The organism is Streptococcus infantis (assembly GCF_019929575.1).
GTDB lineage: Bacteria > Bacillota > Bacilli > Lactobacillales > Streptococcaceae > Streptococcus > Streptococcus infantis_L.
In genome coordinates this window covers 45,270-66,514 of sequence record NZ_JAHZPU010000008.1, presented here as the reverse complement: position 1 = coordinate 66,514, position 21,245 = coordinate 45,270, and the positions used below count along the sequence as shown (strand labels likewise).

At 39.6% G+C, this 21,245-nt stretch carries 11 protein-coding genes and 2 pseudogenes; 2 read left to right on the top strand and 11 right to left on the bottom strand.

Annotation, left to right across the window (positions count from 1 at the left end; all coding sequences use genetic code 11):
• Window positions 1–204: 204 nt before the first annotated feature.
• The 4 genes and pseudogenes from K1I67_RS04380 to K1I67_RS04365 all read right to left on the bottom strand — a co-directional run.
• Window positions 205–913, bottom strand: a pseudogene (locus K1I67_RS04380) (restriction endonuclease subunit S); the annotation flags it as partial.
• Window positions 906–2,510 (bottom strand): HsdM family class I SAM-dependent methyltransferase, encoded by a 1,605-nt coding sequence (locus tag K1I67_RS04375; RefSeq protein WP_223338963.1) that lies wholly within the window; start codon window positions 2,508–2,510, stop codon window positions 906–908. The pseudogene K1I67_RS04380 and the gene K1I67_RS04375, both read right to left, overlap by 8 nt.
• Window positions 2,510–5,572, bottom strand: coding sequence for a DEAD/DEAH box helicase family protein (locus K1I67_RS04370; protein ID WP_223338962.1), 3,063 nt, complete (start codon window positions 5,570–5,572; stop codon window positions 2,510–2,512). The genes K1I67_RS04375 and K1I67_RS04370 overlap by 1 nt, the downstream gene beginning before the upstream one ends.
• Window positions 5,573–5,702: 130 nt before the next feature.
• Window positions 5,703–8,348, bottom strand: coding sequence for a DEAD/DEAH box helicase family protein (locus K1I67_RS04365; protein ID WP_223338961.1), 2,646 nt, complete (start codon window positions 8,346–8,348; stop codon window positions 5,703–5,705).
• A 136-nt stretch (window positions 8,349–8,484) separates the two neighbouring features.
• On the opposite strand from K1I67_RS04365, the gene K1I67_RS04360 reads away from it, so the two are divergent.
• The gene (locus K1I67_RS04360) at window positions 8,485–9,105 is read left to right on the top strand and encodes a TVP38/TMEM64 family protein (protein ID WP_223338960.1); all 621 of its coding nucleotides are present in this window, start codon (window positions 8,485–8,487) and stop codon (window positions 9,103–9,105) included.
• Between the two features lie 285 nt (window positions 9,106–9,390).
• Here K1I67_RS04360 and K1I67_RS04355 read toward each other — a convergent pair whose 3' ends face one another.
• From K1I67_RS04355 to prfB, 4 genes are all read right to left on the bottom strand, one after another.
• Window positions 9,391–10,545: an MFS transporter gene (locus tag K1I67_RS04355; protein WP_223338959.1), complete on the bottom strand. Its 1,155-nt coding sequence runs from the start codon at window positions 10,543–10,545 to the stop codon at window positions 9,391–9,393.
• A 373-nt stretch (window positions 10,546–10,918) separates the two neighbouring features.
• Complete coding sequence (gene ftsX / locus K1I67_RS04350; protein WP_223338958.1) at window positions 10,919–11,845, bottom strand: permease-like cell division protein FtsX; 927 nt, start codon at window positions 11,843–11,845, stop codon at window positions 10,919–10,921.
• Window positions 11,838–12,530, bottom strand: a complete 693-nt coding sequence (gene ftsE / locus K1I67_RS04345) for a cell division ATP-binding protein FtsE (protein ID WP_223338957.1) — start codon at window positions 12,528–12,530, stop codon at window positions 11,838–11,840. Before ftsE ends, ftsX begins: the two co-directional genes overlap by 8 nt.
• Before the next feature lie 15 nt (window positions 12,531–12,545).
• A protein-coding gene (gene prfB / locus K1I67_RS04340) for a peptide chain release factor 2 (RefSeq protein WP_223338956.1) occupies window positions 12,546–13,641 on the bottom strand; the annotation gives its coding sequence in 2 pieces (ribosomal slippage) (window positions 12,546–13,568 and window positions 13,570–13,641; 1,095 coding nt in all).
• A 506-nt stretch (window positions 13,642–14,147) separates the two neighbouring features.
• Between prfB and K1I67_RS04335 the strand changes: the two genes are divergently transcribed.
• Complete coding sequence (locus K1I67_RS04335) at window positions 14,148–15,626, top strand: oligosaccharide flippase family protein (RefSeq protein ID WP_223338955.1); 1,479 nt, start codon at window positions 14,148–14,150, stop codon at window positions 15,624–15,626.
• A 167-nt stretch (window positions 15,627–15,793) separates the two neighbouring features.
• Here the strand turns inward: K1I67_RS04335 and K1I67_RS04330 are convergent.
• The 3 genes and pseudogenes from K1I67_RS04330 to K1I67_RS04320 form a co-directional block, all read right to left on the bottom strand.
• A pseudogene (locus K1I67_RS04330) lies at window positions 15,794–18,304 on the bottom strand (MBL fold metallo-hydrolase).
• Between the two features lie 79 nt (window positions 18,305–18,383).
• A complete protein-coding gene (locus tag K1I67_RS04325) occupies window positions 18,384–19,094 on the bottom strand; it encodes a LicD family protein (protein WP_075227501.1) in 711 nt (236 codons plus the stop codon).
• 3 nt (window positions 19,095–19,097) lie between these two features.
• On the bottom strand, window positions 19,098–21,245 hold the full coding sequence (locus K1I67_RS04320; protein WP_223338954.1) for a LicD family protein: 2,148 nt from the start codon (window positions 21,243–21,245) through the stop codon (window positions 19,098–19,100).

The window sequence follows — 21,245 nt, the reverse complement described above, 5'->3', positions numbered from 1 at the left end:
TTTCTAGTAAATGTGTTGCAACTCTACTATACAGGATTTATTCCTTTTTGTGTTTACACAACTTATTGTACACTGCCAATATTTCTAAATCTGTTTGGTTGATAAATATTGTTGATGATGAGATATTTCTAACATTAATGATTTTAACTTTTTCACTTCCACTGGAAGTTTTTTCATAGTTAATACCATTTTTAAATTGTGCCAATTCCCCCAACTTCTCCACTCCCCACCCCTCTGGGATTTCGCGTTTAAGTTCTGGGTTATAGACCATCTTTCCGCCTGATGATTTGTAGGGTTTGCCATTCTGGTCTGGGAAATCAAACTGCACAAACCAGTAATCATAGAGGGTCTTAGCCATGGCTTCCAACTCTTGGTTGATTTGGTTGTTGATTCTCAGTTTTTTATCAATTGATTTTAAAACAGAAATCAATTTTCTTTGATTATCTAATGATGGTAATGTTATTTTTACAGTTTTTAAAAAATCTATAGTTAAAGCTTTTTGTACCGCCCCAATGTTGTTATATTTGATTGTTTTTTGAAACAAATCAGATTTTAAAAAGTAGTATAAGTAATCTATATCAATTATTTCAAAATTAATATTTCTTAACCAAATTAAATTACCATCTTTAAAATAAAAATTCGGGTCCTTTACAACCAAAATCTCACCTATCGTCCCTACAGCTGTAATAAGTACATCATTTTCTTGAGGAACCGGAAATTTTGATTTTATTTCAGAGTACTTTTCTGAAGAAATAAATAATTGTTCAGAAATGTTTTTACCACTTGAAAGTTCAATTACTTCTTTACTTCTATAAAAAGGTATTCCTTGCTGAACATAATCAGATAAATGTACCCTTTTACTTGAACCAACGATACACAGTTGATCTAAAGTATAGGTTTTAAACTCACTCATACTTCAACCCCTTCATTTGCTCTTCTATCTCCTGCTCCAAGGCATGCGATTGCTGGAAGAGGTCTGAAAGTTTACTTTGAAAGGCGGTCATCTTGGCTTCAAACTCTTCTGCTGTGATATCTACATAGTCGATTTTGATGTCAAAGTACTGACCTGCACTGAGAGAGTAGTTTTTCTCCTTGATATCCTCATAAGAGACGGTAACAGAAAAGTCCTCGACGGCTTCTTTCTTGATAAAGGTCTCGACGATCTTCTGCTCTTCCTCAGGAGACAGGACAGTCTTTTGGTTCTTGCCTTCCTTAACCTTGGTTCCGAGGTTTGAGGCATCGATGAGAACGACATCCCCCTTATTTTTCTTATCGATAAAGAGGATGGAGACGTTGGTACCTGTCGTCGCAAAGATATTAGACGGCATAGAGACGACACCTGCCAGCATTTGATTATCCACCAAGTATTGACGGATGGTCTTGTCAATCCCTGACTGGGCAGTGATAAATCCTGTCGGCAAGACAACGGCTGCTTGGCCATCTGACTTCAAGGAATAGATGATATGCTGAACAAAGAGCTCATAGATCGCCATCTTATCCTTAGACTTGGCTGGAACCTTGGGCACTCCTGCAAAGAAACGCTCACTGGCTTCTGGAAAACTTTCCACTCGGTCACGCCACTCTGAAAAGTCCAGCTTGAAAGGAGGATTCGACACGATATAGTCCATCTTTTCAGGATGGCGATTAGCAGTAATGGTATTTCCCTGTACGATATTATGAATGGAATGCTGTAGTCCATTCAAAATCAGATTGAGACGGAGGAGATTGGATGATTTTTGTGAGATATCCTGACTGTAAACAGTGGTCTTATCGACACCAATACGACTAGCCAGGTTCATCAGCAAAGTTCCAGAACCAGCAGAAGGGTCATAGATGCGCACGTTTGATGGTTGTTCATTCCCCACAAGGATATCAGCGATAATCTTAGCCACAGAGTGAGGCGTGTAGTACTCAGCGTACTTACCACCACCGTCTTTGTTGTAGTCCTTGATCATATACTCAAAGAGAGTAGAGAAAAAGTCGAAGCCTTGTGAAAAAATGGTCTCATCAAACTTGACGCGTGCAAGGAGATTGATGATGGCTTTTGCGACCTCGTTTCGCTTACTGCTATCTGAGATAGTATCCGTAATCAGACGCTCATCAAAGAGACGAATAGCCGTATCCCCGTCTGTATGTACAGAGAAGATATCGTTATTATCAATAGCGATTTGGTTGAGGGTATTTTCAAAAATTTCGTAAAAAGTCGCCTCATTTTGCTTGCGGTGGAGGGTTTCGATCAACTGATCTGGCTTGAGCCAAGCTGTGCTGGTACCGATATCCTCCAAGAGCCAGTCGTAGTCTTCCTCACTCATAGCCAACAAATTTTCATAGGTATTGGACTCATCTAGGACCTTGGCTTGATACAAAAACTTGTCATTTAAAAATTTGTAGAGGAAGGACTGGGTGAGGAGTTTGTACTCACCCGCTTCTCCTCCTAGTCCCGCGTGGGTAAAGACAGCTTTCAAATCATCTACCAAGCCTTGGACTTGGACTTTGTATGTTTCATTCATTAGTGTTGGTATTCCTCTTCATATCCTTCAAATAGTGACTCGACGATATAATTAAAATCCTCTCTTGTCAAACTACTTGCAGATTGGTTGGTTTTCATTTCAATCCGAGCTTCTTCTCGAATCATCTTCTTAAGAAAGTCCTCGTTATCGAGTACTCCTTGGTTTTGACCGATTTTACGGTCTAGTCTGACTTTAGAACCCTTAATGACATGGTAAATAGCAGGAAACTCACTAACCATAGTCGAGTTGGTCACGTGCTTGTAGGAACGAGCTGCCATCTCATCTCCATTAAAGTTCATAGCTAGGCGTCTCATACGAGTATGATAGTCCTCCACGGACTTAAAAAGTTCTTCATAGTCTTTTTGAGTTTCCTTGATATTCTCCATGGTAAAGCCTTCTTGGCCATGGATCAGGTGTTTTTTCATGATGCGCTGGAATTCTTCGTAGAGAGAGACCCACTCAGGATCCTTTTCATCACGCTGGTTCTTAATACCACTTGCAACTCGACGTTTCAAATCTTCCAAGTCATTGGCTGCTAGACGAAGCTCTTCCTCTGCAATCTTGACAAAGCTAAAGCTAGTCTCAGACATGGCAAGATTTAAGAGAGTCCGACTAGAGAAGTCATCTGGTTTATCTATCAGAGACAGTGTCAGCATCCGTCTAGAGAGGACATTGAGCAGGGTTGCAATCTGAGCAATGTCAATCTGCTGGAGCAGGTGGTCGTAGCCGAGGAGACGGGCGATATTGTAGTACTGCTTGATAGACTCCAAGGCCTTACGAAGATCGATTAACTGCTTCTTATCCTTGATATCATTGATGGCTTGGGAGAAGTATTCTAGATTGTCCGTTGGATAGTCGATGAGGATATGCTCGGTCTTGCTCAACTCTTGAGAAATTTCATCTGCTGACACAAAGAGAGAGCCAAAAACATCCTCGCCGTTTTCTCCTGTTAGCGCCGTATCATACTCTTGATTGAGTTCTTCCAGATAGGCACGATTGGTCTTGTCAAACTCCTTGGAAATATCCGCAAAGTCAATGACATAGCCAAAGAGGTAGTCCTTGTAAGGACGATTGACACGGGTTAGAGTCTGTAAAAGATTGTGAGCCTTGATCTTGCGCCCTAGATAGAGGCGCTTGAGCCGAGGTGCATCAAATCCTGTCAGGAGCATAGAGTAGACGATGATAAGGTCAATTTTACCTTCCTTGTATGCATCTACCTTGTCCTTCTTCTCTTCCTTGTCACCCTCATCGTGAAGGATAAGAGCCGAAGTCAACTTGGTTGAACCAGCTTGACGTCGTTCTTTTAATTGCTTTTCAAGCTCACGCGCCTGCTTGGACGAGTCACAGACAATCATGCCACCGATGGTCTGATCATCAAAGATCAGATTACGAGCACGATTAAAGTCTTCAATGATAAAGTCCAACATAGGCTCTACGTAATGTGGATGGGCAAAGATATCTTCCTTGGACAGGTCGCCACGTTGGATTTCTTCGTTGATGGTTCTGAGATTGTCCTTATAGGAGGTCTCGATATCTTCTCGCATCAGGCGTAGGGTAAAGCCGTCATCGATAGACTGGTTGTAATAGTATTTGTGGATATAATCCCCAAAGATATCACGTGTGGTCGCATGACTTTCCTTGGTCTTCCCATCTTTCTTATAGGTGATGAGGGGGGTTCCAGTCAAGGCAATCTTAATGGCCTTGGTATCTGCTTGATAGAGATTTGGCAGGTAGGAACCTCGTTCATTGTAAGAACGGTGGGCTTCATCGATAAAATAGATATTTTGACGATTGAGATCATAGCCAGAGCGATCTGTCAGATCTGAATCATCCTTAAACTTCTGGATATTGACCACAGCGACATCATAACCGTCTTGTTTTTGATTGAGTTCTTGTGGGTTATTGATGCGCTTAACCTTGAGTCCTCGTTTGGTGAATTCCTTAAAGGCCTGGTCTGCCAAGTCCAAACGATCGACGACAAAGTAAAACTGAGGAACGATTCCCTCTTTTGAGAAATAGTTGGTTAGATAGCGAATATTGAAGAAGGCCAAGGCAGTCTTACCTGAACCTTGGGTATGCCAGATAACCCCTTTCTTGACACCTTTTGCGATTGTTTCTTCGATAGCACGTGTCGCAAAATACTGAGGATAGCGCATGACGTGCTTCTGCAGTTGCATCTGACCGTCCTTGCTTTCTTCTTCTACATAGACCAGACCAAAACGAAGCATAAAGAGCAAGCGTTCCTTCTGGTACAAAGAAGACAGAAAGGCATTGCAAGGTGTATCAGGGTTTAGGTTTGTTGTAAACTCTGGCTGAGATTTGAGGGCAAAGCGCTTCATGTCTTCTAGGACAAAGTCGATTTGGTCCTCGGTTAGAGGGGAAAGGGAATGAAGGTAATCTTCTATCCTTTCTTCCTTGAAAGCATTAAATTTGGTTTTTGAATAGGCGTTTGAACCGTAATAAGAACCCTGTTTTTGCTGACCTTGTCCACTGATATACGCTAAGTTATCAGATAAGGATATCAACTGTGTGATATTGTTAAAACGACGGAACTTACGGTTTTCAAAACGGTATCTGGTTCTGTCCTGCTCTGACTGAATTCCAGTCTTACCATCACGAATCGCATTGGGCTGTTTCACTTCGATATAAGAAAGAGGCAGACCATTGACAAAAATAACGATATCCGGACGAAATTCATCCTGACCATTTTGACAAGTAACTTCAAGGGCTAGATGGAATGTGTTGGCTTCAGGATTCTCCCAGTCAATATTAATGGCATCTTCCTGACCTTGCAGACGTTTAAAGAAAGAACGCCCCAAATCGTTTTGATCTAGTTCCAACTTGATATTGGCTAGTTCTCTTTCAAAGTCATCTTCTGTCAAGTAGTTGTTAAATTTTAAAAATTGCTCCTTAAAAACAGATACGAGGATATTGGTATCTGGATCTCTTTCTGCAATTTCCTTCCCATTGCGAGGAAGATAGGTATAGCCCATACGCATGAGATGCAGAGCTGCTGGAATTTGAACCCTAGTTAATTCAGAAAAATCTTTTCTCTTTGCCATAAAACTTCCTTTTGCTAGTCAGAACTGTCTATTTTTACTAACAATATCCTTCAGACTATCTCTCCAATTTATCGAATTCTTAATTATCTATTATTATATCATATTCCTAGAAGAAAACGCTCACTTCCTTCTATTTCAAAGCACTTTTGACCTTTTTCTTGGTGATGATGCGTTCGTTTTTGTTGGCTAGGGATTTGAGTCTGGCTTCGAGCAGGATTTTTCGACCTGCTTCGTTGCGGGTGTAGACCAGCTGGTAGTTGCCTATGTGTGGTGCGACGGCATTTTGGAAGAGCTGAGCATCTTCCTTGCGTTTTTCAAAGAGGCTAGGAACTACGAAATACTTGGACTGTCCGGCTGGGGCTTTTTGAGCTACTAACAGGTAGCGTTGATTGTCCACGGGTGCAAAGAATTCACCCAAGGTCTGAGAAAAGAGTTCCTTATCTCTCATACTGCCCCCCTTAAGATAGGCAAAAATGCTATAACTTTCCTTATCTTCCTCTACCTGCACGCGCGACTGGTCATCGGACAAATGCCCCATCTTTAGCATGGCATTACGAATACCTTCACCCGCCTGCCGTAGGCGTACATAAGGACTCCTGTAAAAGAAATAGCGAATCACGGTGTAGGCTAGAAAGAGGATGCTCAGTCCAAACAACCAGCGAATACTAGTTCCACGGACCCTAAAGATATAAAAGAGGAGATTGAGGGCCGTTAGCATAAAGGAATAACGGAGCCATTTTTCAGCATCAACAAGAGTGAGCAGAGGGATCTGCTTGCGATCTGTTGCTACCTCATTGACAATCTCTAGCTTATCCGCAACTACCAACGCCTCCTGCCATTTTTTACGAAGGGAGGCACGATCTTTGGATAGTTCCATGATCTTCTCGTTATAGTCTTCGAGTTTCTTTTTCTTAAATGGGAACTCAGGAAAGTTCAAGCGATCCAGACCTGTTTCAATGGTATCTTCCTTATAGGACAAGCCAAGGAAATGGTCCATACGACGGGCAAGGGTTTGTAAGTCCTGATATGGATTGAGGTCTAGTTCTTCTTGATCCTCCTTAGAAAAGACTGGATTTTTGTAAGGTTTGATGGCTACTAGGTGCCAGATGTTGCTGGTCTTATCTGGATGTTCTGGCCAGATACGGATGGCACGGCCCCGCATCTGATTGCTGAGCATAAAGCTTCCGACAAAACTTCCGAGGATGAGAGAGTTGACGCAAGGCGCATCCCATCCTTCTCCCAAGAGAGACTTGGTTCCGACCAAGACCTGGATAGAACCACGTTGGAAGAGCTCGGTCACTGCTGCGACCATCCCCTTAAAGCTGGATGGAAAGCCTACTTGGAGATAAGCATCTTGATCGAGTTTTCCAATGGCAGAGAAGCTTAAGCTAGTGTTTGGAATGAGTGCTTGAAGTTCAGCCTTGACACTTGTTGGTATGATCACGACACTACCTGAAAGGACTGCTATCGGGACAGAAAGGCCTTGTTTTTGTGCACTTCTGCGAATGGTTTCAAAGTAAGGGAGGACACCTAATTGCGTGATTGGTGCTTGGTCATCTCCCAGATAACTGGCAAAGTCCTTGCGGATATAGTCCGCCAAGACCAACTGTCTCAAGTCCTTGCCTAGACTAGCATATTCGGTCTCAAATATAGATGCGATGCCAGCCAGTTTTCCTAGAGATTGGTTGAGGATTTGGTCATTGGCCTTGGATTTGACCAAGAAAATCTGACGTTTTTCAATCAGTCCTCTTGATTTCAGTTCTGCTTCTATTTTTTTCTTTGTCTCCTGCGGATCCTCATACCAGTCAGGTGTCTGATAGAGAAGGCCTTGCAAGAGAACTTCTAACCAATAGTAATTGAGGGCAGGCAAGCCTTCAGCACCCAGTAAATCTTTTAGATGCTTGGGAATTTCCAGCTTTTGAGCTTGTAGATAAATGAGAAGCGCTGAGAGATATTTTGGATCCTCAAGGAGCATATCCGCAGAAATTTCCCCTTTGAGAACCTTGGAACTCCGAATCAACTCTTGGAAGTCAGGATCAACGACTAGTTGGCTGACATACTGCCACTTGGTGTCTTCAAACTCTTCCAAGCGCTTGTCCTCTTCCTTAGTCGGAAAACAGATATAGACAAAGTCCTGATGAGGGCAAAGAGTGTCTTCCTTGACCAGTTCTGGCACTGTGATTTCTTGGTCAATCTCGCCACACATCTGGAGATAGCGATCCCAGAGTTCTGGCTCACTGTCATAAGGCGGTGTCGCAGTGAGAGAGATGACTTGCAGTTGCTGGTAGTTTTTACGGAAGTCTTCTAAGCTTTTCCACCATTCATTTCTCAAGTGATGGCATTCGTCCAGACAGAGGGTTCCGACACCCCTTTCTTTGAGTCTGGCAAGCAGGTCAAAGCCTACAAAGTCCTCAATCTCGCCATTATCCTCTTGAGATTGTACCTGTTGCATAGCGCTGTGAAAAGCTTGGTAGGTGGCGATGGTGATTTGCTTCATGTCCTTGAGATTTTGAGACACGAGACTTGTGACCTGGTTCTCATCCTCTAAAAAGGCCTGGCGAATCCTATCCACCCATTGTTCCCGAATGGTCACCGTCGGCACTAAAACCAGAGCTGGCTTATCAAAGCGAGCAATCAACTCAATCCCAATGGTTGTTTTCCCTGAACCAGGCGCTGCCACCAAGTGGACATGACCATCTGCTTGGTATTCTTGGAAATTGTCCAATACCTGTTTTTGGTAGTTGCGCCAAGTACCATTAAACTTCAATCCTAACATGATATTCCTCATTCTAAGCTGTCATTTTCTTATTCCCATTTTACCATACTTGAGGTGAAGTCACACGAAGTATCCCATCTAGTCTTTCTCCCTAAAATATGGTATAGTAGAATCATACTATTCGCGAGGAGTTTACATGTCACAGGATAAACAAATGAAAGCTGTCTCTCCCCTGCTGCAGCAAGTTATTAATATCTCATCTATAGCAGGCGGTGTCGGTACCTTGATTTTCTGTATCTGGGCCTATCAAGCGGGGATCTTGCAATCAAAAGAGACCCTATCTGAATTTATCCAACAGGCTGGTGTCTGGGGTCCACCGTTCTTTATCTTTTTACAGATTTTACAGACAGTTGTTCCCATTATCCCTGGTGCTCTGACATCTGTTGCAGGTGTTTTCATCTATGGGCATATCGTGGGTACTATCTATAACTACATTGGTATCGTCATTGGTTGTGCCATTATCTTTTACCTGGTTCGCCTCTACGGAGCACCCTTCGTGCAATCTGTCGTCAGCAAACGCACCTATGATAAGTACATCGGCTGGCTAGACAAGGGCAATCGCTTTGACCGTTTCTTTATCTTTATGATGATTTGGCCAGTTAGTCCAGCTGACTTTCTCTGTATGCTGGCAGCTCTGACCAAGATGAGCTTCAAGCGTTACATGACTATTATCGTCTTGACCAAGCCCTTCACTCTGGTCGTTTACACCTATGGCTTGACCTACATCATTGAAATCTTTTGGAAAATGTTCGCCTGATCACTAAAAAGAGTTTGGGTAAAAACTCAATTTTATAACACTCAATAAAAATCAAAGAGCAAACTAGAAAGCTAGCCGCAGGTTGCTCAAAACACCGTTTTGAGGTTGTGGATAGAACTGACGAAGTCAGTAACACATATACGGCAAGGCGACGTTGATGTGGTTTGAAGAGATTTTCGAAGAGTATAAGCAAATGAAGAAAATAAAACGCATAATATCAAGTTATTAAAACACCTGATATTATGCGTTTTTTGATTTTAAAAATTTTTTCCCAGCCTCTTTTTGTTAAACTTCTTTTTTCAATAGGAGAGAAACAAGGACTGATGTAACAATCATCCATGCTCCTAGAATGATAAAGGTCATTCGACCATCCATAGTCACCAAGCTGATCCCTGATAGAACAAATGGTGTTAAGGAGGCACCAAAACTACATCCCAAAACAGCATAGGACGTTGCTTTGTTGAGGAGTTTTGCTGGGATTCTCTCAGATATCAACTGAAAGACTGTCGTCAGAGCGATGCTGTAGGCAAATCCTCCTAAGACCGAACCTGCAACCATTACCCAGAGAGAAGGAGAAAGAGCGATGACGATTTGCCCGATACCAAAAGTGACACCAGCAACCAATAAAAGTTTTTCCTTAAAGGCAGAGATGAGGAAGGAAAAGCTGATTCCAGCTAGAATTCCAATCAACTGCATGGCACTTAATACCAGACTGGATAACTGAGCATCTCCAAAGCCTGCCTCAATCATGAGACTAGGAATACGGAATGTAATGGCCGTATTGGTACATACAATGACTGCAGCACCGATAGCAAGGAAAAAAATCAACTGTTTCATAGAGCGAGTCAATCTTACTGCTTCTTCTGTCTTTTGCTTCGTAACTTGAAGTTCAGATTTCCCATAAGGGACAAAGGAAAGGAAGAGGACAAGAACCACTAACCCAGCAGCGTATGCTAGAAAGGTTGCAGTCCAGCCAAAGTTCAAGAGTTGACCGACTGCCAGAGTCAATATAGAGGCTCCCACTACCTCAGCTGATCCACGAAAACCAAGCATCTGTATACGAATCTTGCCATGATAACGTTCACTGATGATAGAGATGGCCTTAGCATTGAGCATCCCAACTCCTAGTCCAAAGAGGAGACGAGTTGCAAAGACAAAGTAGTAACCCTGATACCAGAAAGGTGCCGTTCCACTGATTGACAAGACTAAAAGTCCCAGAGTCAGTTGGAGACGCTCTGGAAAAATCCGTTCTAGAACTCCGTTTAATAAGAGCATAGCCATAATCCCAAAGGATGGGAGACTAACTAAGAGCTCTACCTGCCCGGTCGAATAACCCTGATAATAGTCAAACATGGCAGGGAGGGCACTCGAGATTGAAAACGATGTGATCAATACTAACGAGAGGGAAAGTATACTCACTTTTTCCAAAAATTGTTTCATCTTATCCTCATATTTCATTCATTTTATCTTGAAAGAGCTCGTGCTTGCTTGTATAGCTTGATGAAAGTCGTCTATTCACTACTTCTATCAGCTGATTGCCAGCTTCTTTCGTCAGCTCTTATGTCAAAAAGGTCCTTACCTATCATACACTGTTTCCCCAAAATTGGCAAGCAACTGATACTCAATGAAAATCAAAGAGCAAACTAGGAAGCAAGCCGCAGGCTATACTTGAGTACGCCAAGACCAATCTGACGTGGTTTGAAGAGATTTTTGAAGAGTATGATTTATAAGTTCAACATAAAAAGTAGGACCATCTGACTCGGTGAAGCCCTGATGGTATCCTACTTTTATAGATTTTAGTAAACTATCTTACTTAGATTTTCAAGAATCGGCGCATTGAGATTCCTGAACCAAGTGAACCGATACAAATTCCGATGAGGAACAAAAGACCGATCATCAATGGAATAAAGGTATCTGGAGTAATCAACGATAGGTTTTGTCCAACCAAGGATGGGTTGACAGATTGGAATACTCGATTATAGATAAAGTAAACCAAAGCTGATGGAAGAGCTGCTCCCAACAAACCAATAAAGGCACCTTCTAGCAAGAATGGGCCACGGATGTAGCTATTCTTAGCACCAACCAAACGCATGATTTGGATTTCACGACTACGTGAAATGATAGTGATACGAATGGTATTGGAGATCAAGAAGACTGCAATGAAAATCAAGAGTCCTGCAATGAACAATCCCCAAACACGGATGAAGGAAGCCAACTTGAAAAGACGTTCAGTATTGGCACCACCGTCTTGAACTTCAGAAACTCCCTCTATCTTTTTAGCTTCTTCAGCTACTGGTTTCACATCATTTGGTGAATTGGTATCGACAATGTAGGCATCATGAAGAGGATTGGCATCTCCTTCAAAAACCTTCCACTCGTCACCCATGGTTTCAGTCAGCTTTTGGTACTGCTCCTCTTTACTTGAGAAGGTTACATTTTTAACAGCTGGCATAGCCTTGAGGGCATCATAAACTTTGTGGTAATCATTGTTTGTAACTGTTTGGCCTTCTTTAACAATGGTTTCACTATTGTCTTCAACATCTTTACGGACATAAACCATTACTCGAACGTTGTTCTCGATATCCGTTGCTAATTTTGCAGTATTAAAGATAACTGAGGCAAAAATAGCAACCAAGGTCAAGGTAATCATTACTGAACTGACAGCAGCAATGGTCATCCACCCATTACGCTTTAAACTCTTTAAAGCTTCGAACAGGTGGCGGAAAAATCTACTAATCATCGTATCCGTACTCTCCTTTCGCTTCGTCACGAACCACACGACCATTCTCGATGGCAATGACACGGTGGCGCAAGGTATTTACGATTTGGCTGTTATGGGTCGCCATCAAAACAGTTGTTCCCTGTAGATTGATGCGCTCCAAAAGGTTCATGATTTCCCATGAGTTATCTGGGTCCAAGTTCCCTGTTGGTTCGTCCGCAATCAAAACCTTAGGATTGTTTACGATAGCACGCGCGATGGCGATCCGTTGTTGTTCACCACCTGAAAGCTCATTTGGGAATGAACGAACCTTGTGCTTCAGACCGACAAGGTCCAAGACTTCCATAACACGTTTTTTAATATTGCGACGGCTTTCACCAACAACCTCCATTGCGTAAGCAATGTTCTCATAAACTGTTTTCTTTGGCAAGAGCTTGTAATCCTGAAAGACAACTCCAACACTACGACGAAGGAGCGGAATATCTTTCTTTTTAATCTTAACAAGATTAAAACCTGCAACCTGCAAACTTCCTTTTTCAACTTTAACTTCACGGTACAAGGCACGGATAAAAGTTGACTTCCCTGCACCTGAAGGACCTACGATATAGGCAAATTCTCCTGGTTCAATATTCACAGATACGCCACGTAGGGCTGTTGTCCCGTTGTCATACTTTTTGACAACATCTCTCATTTCAATGATCGACATGTGACTTCCTTTCTTTTAACTAATACGCCATTTTAGATAGGCATCGATGAAACCATCTAAGTCTCCATCCATAACCTTATCTACCTGCGCAACTTCAAAACTGGTACGGTGGTCTTTTACCATGGTATAAGGGGTAAATACATAGGAGCGAATTTGACTTCCCCATGTGATTTCTTTCTTATCCCCCTTAAGGGCATCTACCTCAGCAGCTTTCTTTTCCTGCTCCATCTGATAGAGTTTAGCCTGGAGCATCTTCATCGCACGTTCACGGTTTCCGTACTGAGTACGGTCAACAGTTGATGCAACAACAATCCCTGTTGGAATGTGGGTCAAGCGGACACCAGTTGAAACCTTATTGACGTTTTGTCCACCTGCACCACCTGAACGGAAAGTATCCATCTTGATATCATCTTCTCGAATATCGACTTCAATAGTGTCATCCAACTCTGGCATGACCTCTACAGAAGTAAAAGAGGTGTGACGACGTTTGGCCGAATCAAATGGTGAGATACGTACTAAACGATGTACTCCCATTTCTGATTTAAGGAGACCATAGGCATTTGGCCCTTCAAAGGACAAGGTCACTGACTTAATACCTGCTTCATCACCAGCTTGATAATCCAAGACTTCAACCTTGAAGCCTTTGGCATTTCCGTAACGAGTGTACATACGAAGGAGCATATCACCCCAGTCTTGGGCTTCTGTTCCTCCAGATCCTGGGTGAATCTCTAAAATAGCATTATTATGATCATAAGGCTCTGACAAGAGCAGAGTCATCTCGTAGCTGGTCATCATCTGATCTAGATCAGCTAGCTTCTCCACCAACTCATCCTTGACAGACTCATCCTCTGCTAAAAAGTCTAGTAAGATCTCAACTTCATCCTGCAACTCCTCCATGGTATGGAAGGTGTTGTAGGTATTTTTTAGTTCATTTAATTCTTGCGACGTTTTTTGGGCCGCAATATTATCGTTCCAAAAATCAGGTTCTGTCATTTTGTTTTCCAAAATGGCAATTTCTTCTTCTAACTCTTCGAGGTCAAAGAGACCCCCTAAAAGAAGCTAATTTTTCACGATTGACGTCAATTTTTTGACGAATTTCTGAAATGTCCATATTTACTCCTTTTTTGTATCGTTTTATTATACCATAATTTTTCTTATTTGTCTAATCAGTCGTTTTTAAAATTTCTTATCAAAATATTTCGATTTGAAGACTAAGAGATTGTTTTCAACAATTTAAGGTGTATAGAATCAAAAAACATCCCAAAGCTAATCAATATTTTCAAGCAAAATTCTTTTGTATTCCAAAACTGTAAAAACTTCAAAAGCAGAAAGAAGCAATTTGATTCTCTCCATAATATGACTTGTTCAGTGTTTTTTATGAGCTCCTCTCTCATGTAAAACATGAGAATTTATATTTTCTGTAGCTAATTTAAATAGATTTTCTAAAGTTATGGTTGTTTTTAAATTGTACCATTATCTTATTTCCAACCTAACTCTAGTAAACATACGCTAGCAGTCTATCTATGCAAATCTGATTTTAAAGATTTTATCAAAAGGATGACGTAGCAATGTGGTATAATACTAGTATCTATTTTAGAATGTAAGAAAGAAAGTTTCATGAAAAATATAAAAGTTAACGCTTTGGCTAGCTTGCTGGTCAATATTTTAAACATCGTGTTCCCCTTGATTACTAATCCCTATCTAACGCGGATTCTTAGTAAATCAAATTACGGTTACTTCAACACTGCCAACACCTGGGCAAGCTTTGTTATTCCGCTTGCTGCTTTTGGTATCTACAATTATGGAATTCGAGCCATCAGTAAAGTAAAGGATGACAAAAATAAGATTAATTATGTCTTTTCTAAGTTGTTCTATATCTCAGTAATTACTTCAGTTGTAACAACTGCTATTTATTTCCTCTTTATTTATTTTGATACTAGTATTGTCAATCTAAAAATCCTTTACTATATCCTTGGAATCCAAGCTCTCTTCCAATTTTTGAATATCGAATGGATGAATGAAGCCTATGAGAATTATTCTTTTATCCTTTATAAAACACTAGTTATTCGTATTGGAATGTTGGTTGCTATCTTCGCCTTCGTTAAGACACCTGATGATATTGTTCCTTATGCAACAATCATGAGTGCGACAACCATTATCAACTATCTACTTAGCTTTCTATGGATTAAACGAGAGGTTTCCTTTGTCAAAATCCAAGTCATCGAACTTCTCAAAGCTTCTAAGCCTCTTATGACCATGCTACTCCTAGCAAATGCTAATATGCTCTATACCTTGCTAGACCGTATGTTCATTACTAAGGGTCCTGATGAAAATTTCATCTCCTACTACACCATTGCCTCAAGTATCGTCATGCTGATTGCTAGTGTCCTCAGTGGAGCCATTAATGTCAGCATTCCTCGACTTGGCTACTATTTAGGAAAAAAAGATTTTAATTCTTATAAGTATTTGGTCAATCAAGGAGCAGCTCTCTTTTTCTTCCTTATGATTCCGACTAGTATCGGAATTATGGTTTTAGGAACCTATGCTACTGTTATCTATTCTTCTGAGAAATACATAGAAGCAGGAATTGTAACAAGCGTCTTTGCCTTTCGAACCATTATCTGGGCTATCGAATTAATCCTTGGAAAGCAAATCATCTTTATCAATGACCACGAAAACCGATTAACAGCCTTTTACTTTATCGGCGGTGGAGTCAATGTAGTTCTAAACTCTCTACTCCTTTTCAACAACATCTTTACTCCTGCATACTACATCGGAACAACGATTATTGCCGAGGCAATCGTCGTTCTACTTGAAGTACGGTTTATTCTGAAGCATAAACTCTTGGATTTAAAAGAAATTTTCGGAACATTAGCCCGTTACACAATTGTGTCACTTGGCTTTATCCCAATTTACTATACCTTTAAAATCCTCTTCCAAGTTCATTCATACACAGTGAATATGGCTATGCTCAGCATGGTGGCATCTACAATCGCCGGATGTGCTATCTATTATGCCTTAACTCTCTTTGTAATAAAAGATAAAACCCTCCACTATGCACTTGATCTAGTTCGTGCTAAAATCAAAAGAAGTTAACAAAACACCTATAAGGCTAAGCCTTATAGGTGTTTTAATTATCTTCTAAAAATATTGATCGATCTTTTGAGATGTATAAAAATACTATTTCATGAGAAAACTAGGTAGTGAGTGAAATACCAACACAAAGGGAGTTTCTCGAAGACTTAGTAAGAGGTAAAAAGCACTTATTCTTTATCTGCCTTCAAAGTCGAAGTTTCTTGGGCATCTGCTGATTTTTCTTCCTTATCTACCGGCTTATCAGAATCCTTCTTAGGATCTTCTTGATCTCCCTGAACTTCTTCCTCTTTTACAGGATTTAAGCTCCAAATACCATCTTGATTGACCTTGTAGCCATCAGGTGTTGTTCCATTTCTTAGAAGTGAACCATCTGCTTGGAAATAGTACCAGTTGTCATTCAACTGTTTCCAACCAGTCTCCATTGCGCCGCTAGTATTGAGATAATAACGAGAGCCATCAATCTCTTGAAGACCTGTTGCCATGACTCCGTCCTCAGTTTGGAGATAGTACCAGATCCCCTTATCTTTGAACCAACCTGTCTTCATAGCTCCACTGCTTGTGAAGTAATAATAATGATTATCAAACCATTTCCAACCGGTTTTCATGGCTCCACTTGCATTGAGATAATAGCGAGTACCTTCGATTTCTTGAAGGCCAGTTTGCATGATACCTTCTTTATCTAGATAATACCAAAGATCGTTTTCTTTGAGCCATCCTGTCTTCATTGCTCCACTGCTTGTGAAGTAGCTATAATGATTATCAAGCCATTTCCAGCCGGTCTGCATAGCTCCACTTGCATTGAGATAATAGCGAGCACCTTCAATTTCTTGTAGGCCAGTTTGCATGATACCTTCTTTATCTAGATAGTACCAAAGACCCTTATCTTTGAGCCAACCTGTCTTCATTGCTCCACTACTTGTGAAGTAGCTATAATGATTGTCAAACCATTTCCAGCCAGTTTGCATAGCCCCACTTGCATTGAGATAATAGCGAGTACCTTCAATCTCTTGGAGCCCAGTTAGCATGACACCTTCTTTATCAAAGTAATACCAAGTATCTTTATCCTTGATCCAGCCTGTTTTCATCGCTCCAGAACTTGCAAAATAGTTCCAATGCCCTTCAATCAAGGCCCAACCTGTTTGCATAACTCCCTTATTATCAAAGTAGTAGGTTACTCCATTGATTTCTTTTTTACCAACTATTTGTTTTCCTTCTTCATCAAAGTAGTACCAGTTTGATTCAATCTTTTTCCAACCAGAGCCTGTCTCATCTGACTGTAATGCCCCACTACTTGCAAAGAACATTTTCTTACCATTAAAGACTTGTGAGCCAGTAAGCATTTTACCATCTTTATCAAAGAGGTACTTCTGCCCACCGATTTCAGCTAGTTCATTATAAAGTCTTGCACCTGTAGAGCTAATATAGTACCATGAACCATCTTGCTTGAACCAGCCCTCATACTGCATCTTACCATTACTATTAAGATAATACCAGTTGCCTTCCAGTTTTTCTCTACTATCATTTAAATGAATCCATTTGCTTGCCTGCATTTGACCTTTTCCATTAAAGAAATAATAGATATTATCTATCTTTCTCCATCCAATGGCCATTTCATTATCTGATAGACGATATTTCCAGTAACCATCTTCTTGATACCATTCTTCAGATACTGTAGGAATATCTGGGAAAGAATCAGAAACATTTGTAAAACCAGAATCAGCAATATTAAATACCGTCGCATCCTTAGTTAGACTAGAAGCATGAACAACCTGAATATTCTTCTTTTTTAGATAATCTCTTGTTGAAGCCAGATTTGCGTCATAAGAAGACGTATGGACAACCATACTAGGTGAAAGAGAATCTAAAAAAGGAATTGTATTTGAAATTTGAGCATCATAATGATGATTCCATTTCATCATGTCTACTTTGCCAATTTCTGGGCCTAATCTATCCTCAGCACCTTCAGCATTATCTAAGTCGCCACCAAGATAAATTTTTTCCCTGCAACTGTTACAACTGCAACCAAGGAATTCGAATTATCATCATAGACTCTTTTCAATTTGCCATCCGGACCATACTCATTCTTATAATTATAGAGTTGGATATCCATATCGCCCAATTTGAAACGACTATCTTCTTCCTTAATATCTTGAACAATTGTTACTCCTTTTTCACGAGCAACATTGAGTGCATTATCATAATTAAAAAGGTTATCCCACAAACGCCATTTACTGGTAATTCTCTCATCAGTATATTTTTTTAAATAAAGTTTTCCGACTGGATAACGTTTTAGAATCTCATCTGCGCCACCGATATGATCACTATGGACGTGGGTTCCTAAGATAAAATCAAATTTTTGAATACCTAGTCGATTTAAATGGCGAAATAATCTATCTTCCAAAACAAGCTCATTTTGCCTTGTAATACCAACTCGGCTTGGATAACGCGGATCCGTTCCATCTGGAAAATCATAATCTTCCCCCCATGTCAATTAGGGCATAATGTCCATTACTCTCCAATAGAATGGCATCACTTCCTGAAGCTCCCTTGGTATTGATAAAGTGAATACGATTCCCAGAACCTGCTGAGATAGTGTCTGCCTTTACTGCTTGCAAGTGACTGGCAGTAACTGACAAAAGTATAATACTAAATAAGATTGTCTTCTTTAAATTTTTCAAATCTATCACTTCTTTCCTTAAAACTTATCTGGTGTCATTCACAAATAGACTTTGTAATTCATTTGTAAGTGTACTTAGCTTATTTCTTTAAAACAACTCGAGCAAAGTTGGCATCACCTTGTTTATAGATTGGATTTTCTTTCCAATTATAATTGGTATTTGGAGTTTCAAAATCAGCTCCATACAAGTGACTGATATAGTCTCTAGTATTCTCTGGAATTTTCACATCTACGCCCTTAAAGTTTGCGACTTGTAATTGACTGAATGGCAATTCGTAATGATAGACCTCATGACGAGTTGGTACTCCCAAAGCATTAATCATAAAGAAAATCGTATCGGAGGAGATTGTTTCCCCTTTTTTATCATAAACAATAAGATCTACATTCAAACCTTTAAAGCTGTATGATAGTTCTACCAATTGTTCATTGTAATAAAATTCTTTGGTTCTTGAAAAACCTCTTTCCAAGAGATATTGTTCATCCTCTACAAAGCGTTGATAATCTGGAATAATGATGCCAAAATCCATATCCAGGTCATGGCTAATAAAATCATTTTCTCTAAAAAAGCCTAATAGAGTCCCAAAATCCAACCAAATATCATAATCTTTTAAAGGAGAACTATAAATCGTTTGAAGAATCTCTTCAAAGTTGTCTTTTAACAACTCACTTCTTTTGGAGTCCAATTCAACGTTCGCTTTGTCATTGAGACTTTTAATGATTGGTAAGTTCTTGATGAGGTCTTTCTTGTCCCCTAAAAGACTTGCCAAACTTCTTTTTAACCATTGTAACACGTCTTACACCTCTTTTATATAAGCGACAAAATCATCATGTTTCACTCGTTTTTCAACTGGTGGAATTTCCATAAAATCATCACCGTAGATAGCTGATAAGATCTGGTGAGAAGCTGCTGGAATTTTATAAATTCTATCTTCGAATGGGCTGTCCATTACTTTATCAAGCAGCGTCTTCTCAAATTTTGTAGAAGTTCTCTTATTTTCCATCAAATAATCAATAGAATCATTATCATTAGCCTGCATTGAGAGAATGTTCATTTTTTTATTCCAAGTTTTAACTCTTGTTAAACGGAAAACAAGTACTAATAGATATCTGACAAGATTCTTAAATCCAGCATTTTTACTATGAATACCATAGAGAGTATAAACAGAAAGTCTACGATAGGTATCTAGTTTAACCATCTCTTTATTGACATCAGCATAATAATCAAATGGGAAAACATCCACGCAAATTCCTAAATCGATATCATTTTCAATATAGTTATTCTCATAAACGGTACGAGCATCATATACTCGATAAAATGGATAAGGATAGCGAGCATCATTTTCCCAAGATACTACTTTGTAGATAGGGTCATTGTCCCGTAGAACTGCTTGATATAACTTGTCATACTCATCACGTTTCAATGAGATATCAACATCATCATCCCAAGGGATGTAGCCCTTATGTCTAACGGATCCTAATAGAGTTCCATAAGCCAAAGAATAACTAATATTCTCTCTTTCACAGAGATTGTGGATATAATCCATTACCCCTAATTCTACTTCTTTAATCTCTTCTTCAGATAGTTTTCTGTATCCATCTCTCTTTTTAGAAATAACAGAGAAATAATAGCCTGAGATTATAAACAGAATACAACCTAATAATGAGATACCATAGAAGGTTGAACTCAAGAATAAGTTAGAAATCAAGATAACGACGGTCATCAGTAATCCTGAAACAAGCTCATGATCAATTCTATCTTCCTCTTTGTCTTTTTTGAATTTTCTAAGACTTGCAAAGATAAATGAGAGCATGAAAATAGCGATCGGCACGATACCAAAGATTCCGTTATAGAATAATAACTCTAGGTATCCATTGTGAGTTAAGTAATGTTGTTTAATGATATATGCACTTGCATCATAAGTTTTCCCTAATTCATACCAGTTTCCTGCTGAGTAACCAAATAGAGGTCTCTTTGGAATGAACGAGGCTGTCGATTGCCAAATAGCAAAGCGGTTATTGGAAATATTTTCTTCGCTGGTATCAGTTCGCTCCAAAGTCAAATTATTGTTTTCACCTTTTTCCTTATTTCGTTGAATTTCAGCTGAGTGAGCTTTCAAATACAGATCACTACTGTACTTGACACCATTATAAGATAAAAATACTAGTCCAACTGTTAACAATACAGCGACAAATGATTTAGCCTTATTACTATATTCAAATATTATCAAAGAATAAAGAAATGCTGCTACAACTAGACAAATATATGTCGTTCTTGAACCTGATAGAACTATATAGGCAAAGTTTAAAACAATGGAAGAAATAGCAAGAGTTTTAACAATTTTGTTTAAAGCAGAAAGTCTCATCCATAAATAGATAATAACGATTAGGGAAATAATCGAAAGATAGTTAGGACTTGCTAAAATACCAAACAAGCGTGATTCAACGAATCCTTGACGAATTAAGAGACCTTTATAGTCGAAAACTCTGTAACCAATCAACATAAAGAATTGAACAAGAGAAATGAAAACTCCCACAGTATTAGCTACAGTAATCACTGAGAAGAATAGGTTAAATAAAAGTCGAGACTTTTCTTTGGTAAAGGTCTGAAAAATTGGGTAAATAGCAAAGAAATAGATAAAGAATACTACCAAGTTCTTGATATTTGTTGAAAAGCCATACTTCATCACCAGTAAACTTGTGATAATATTCATAGCAAAAAAGATGATTAAGTACTCAATTTTTCTAACAAATAAATAAGCTTTCTTCACAAAGAAATTATACAAACCTAATAAAACTCCTAAAAGAGTCATACCTAAGGTAACAAATTTATTAGCCGAAATAAATTGAAGGGGGACAATGAGTCCCGCCATACAATAAAAAGATATGACTGATAAAAATACCAGATTTATTTTAAAATAGTTTTTCTCAATAATAGAAATCAT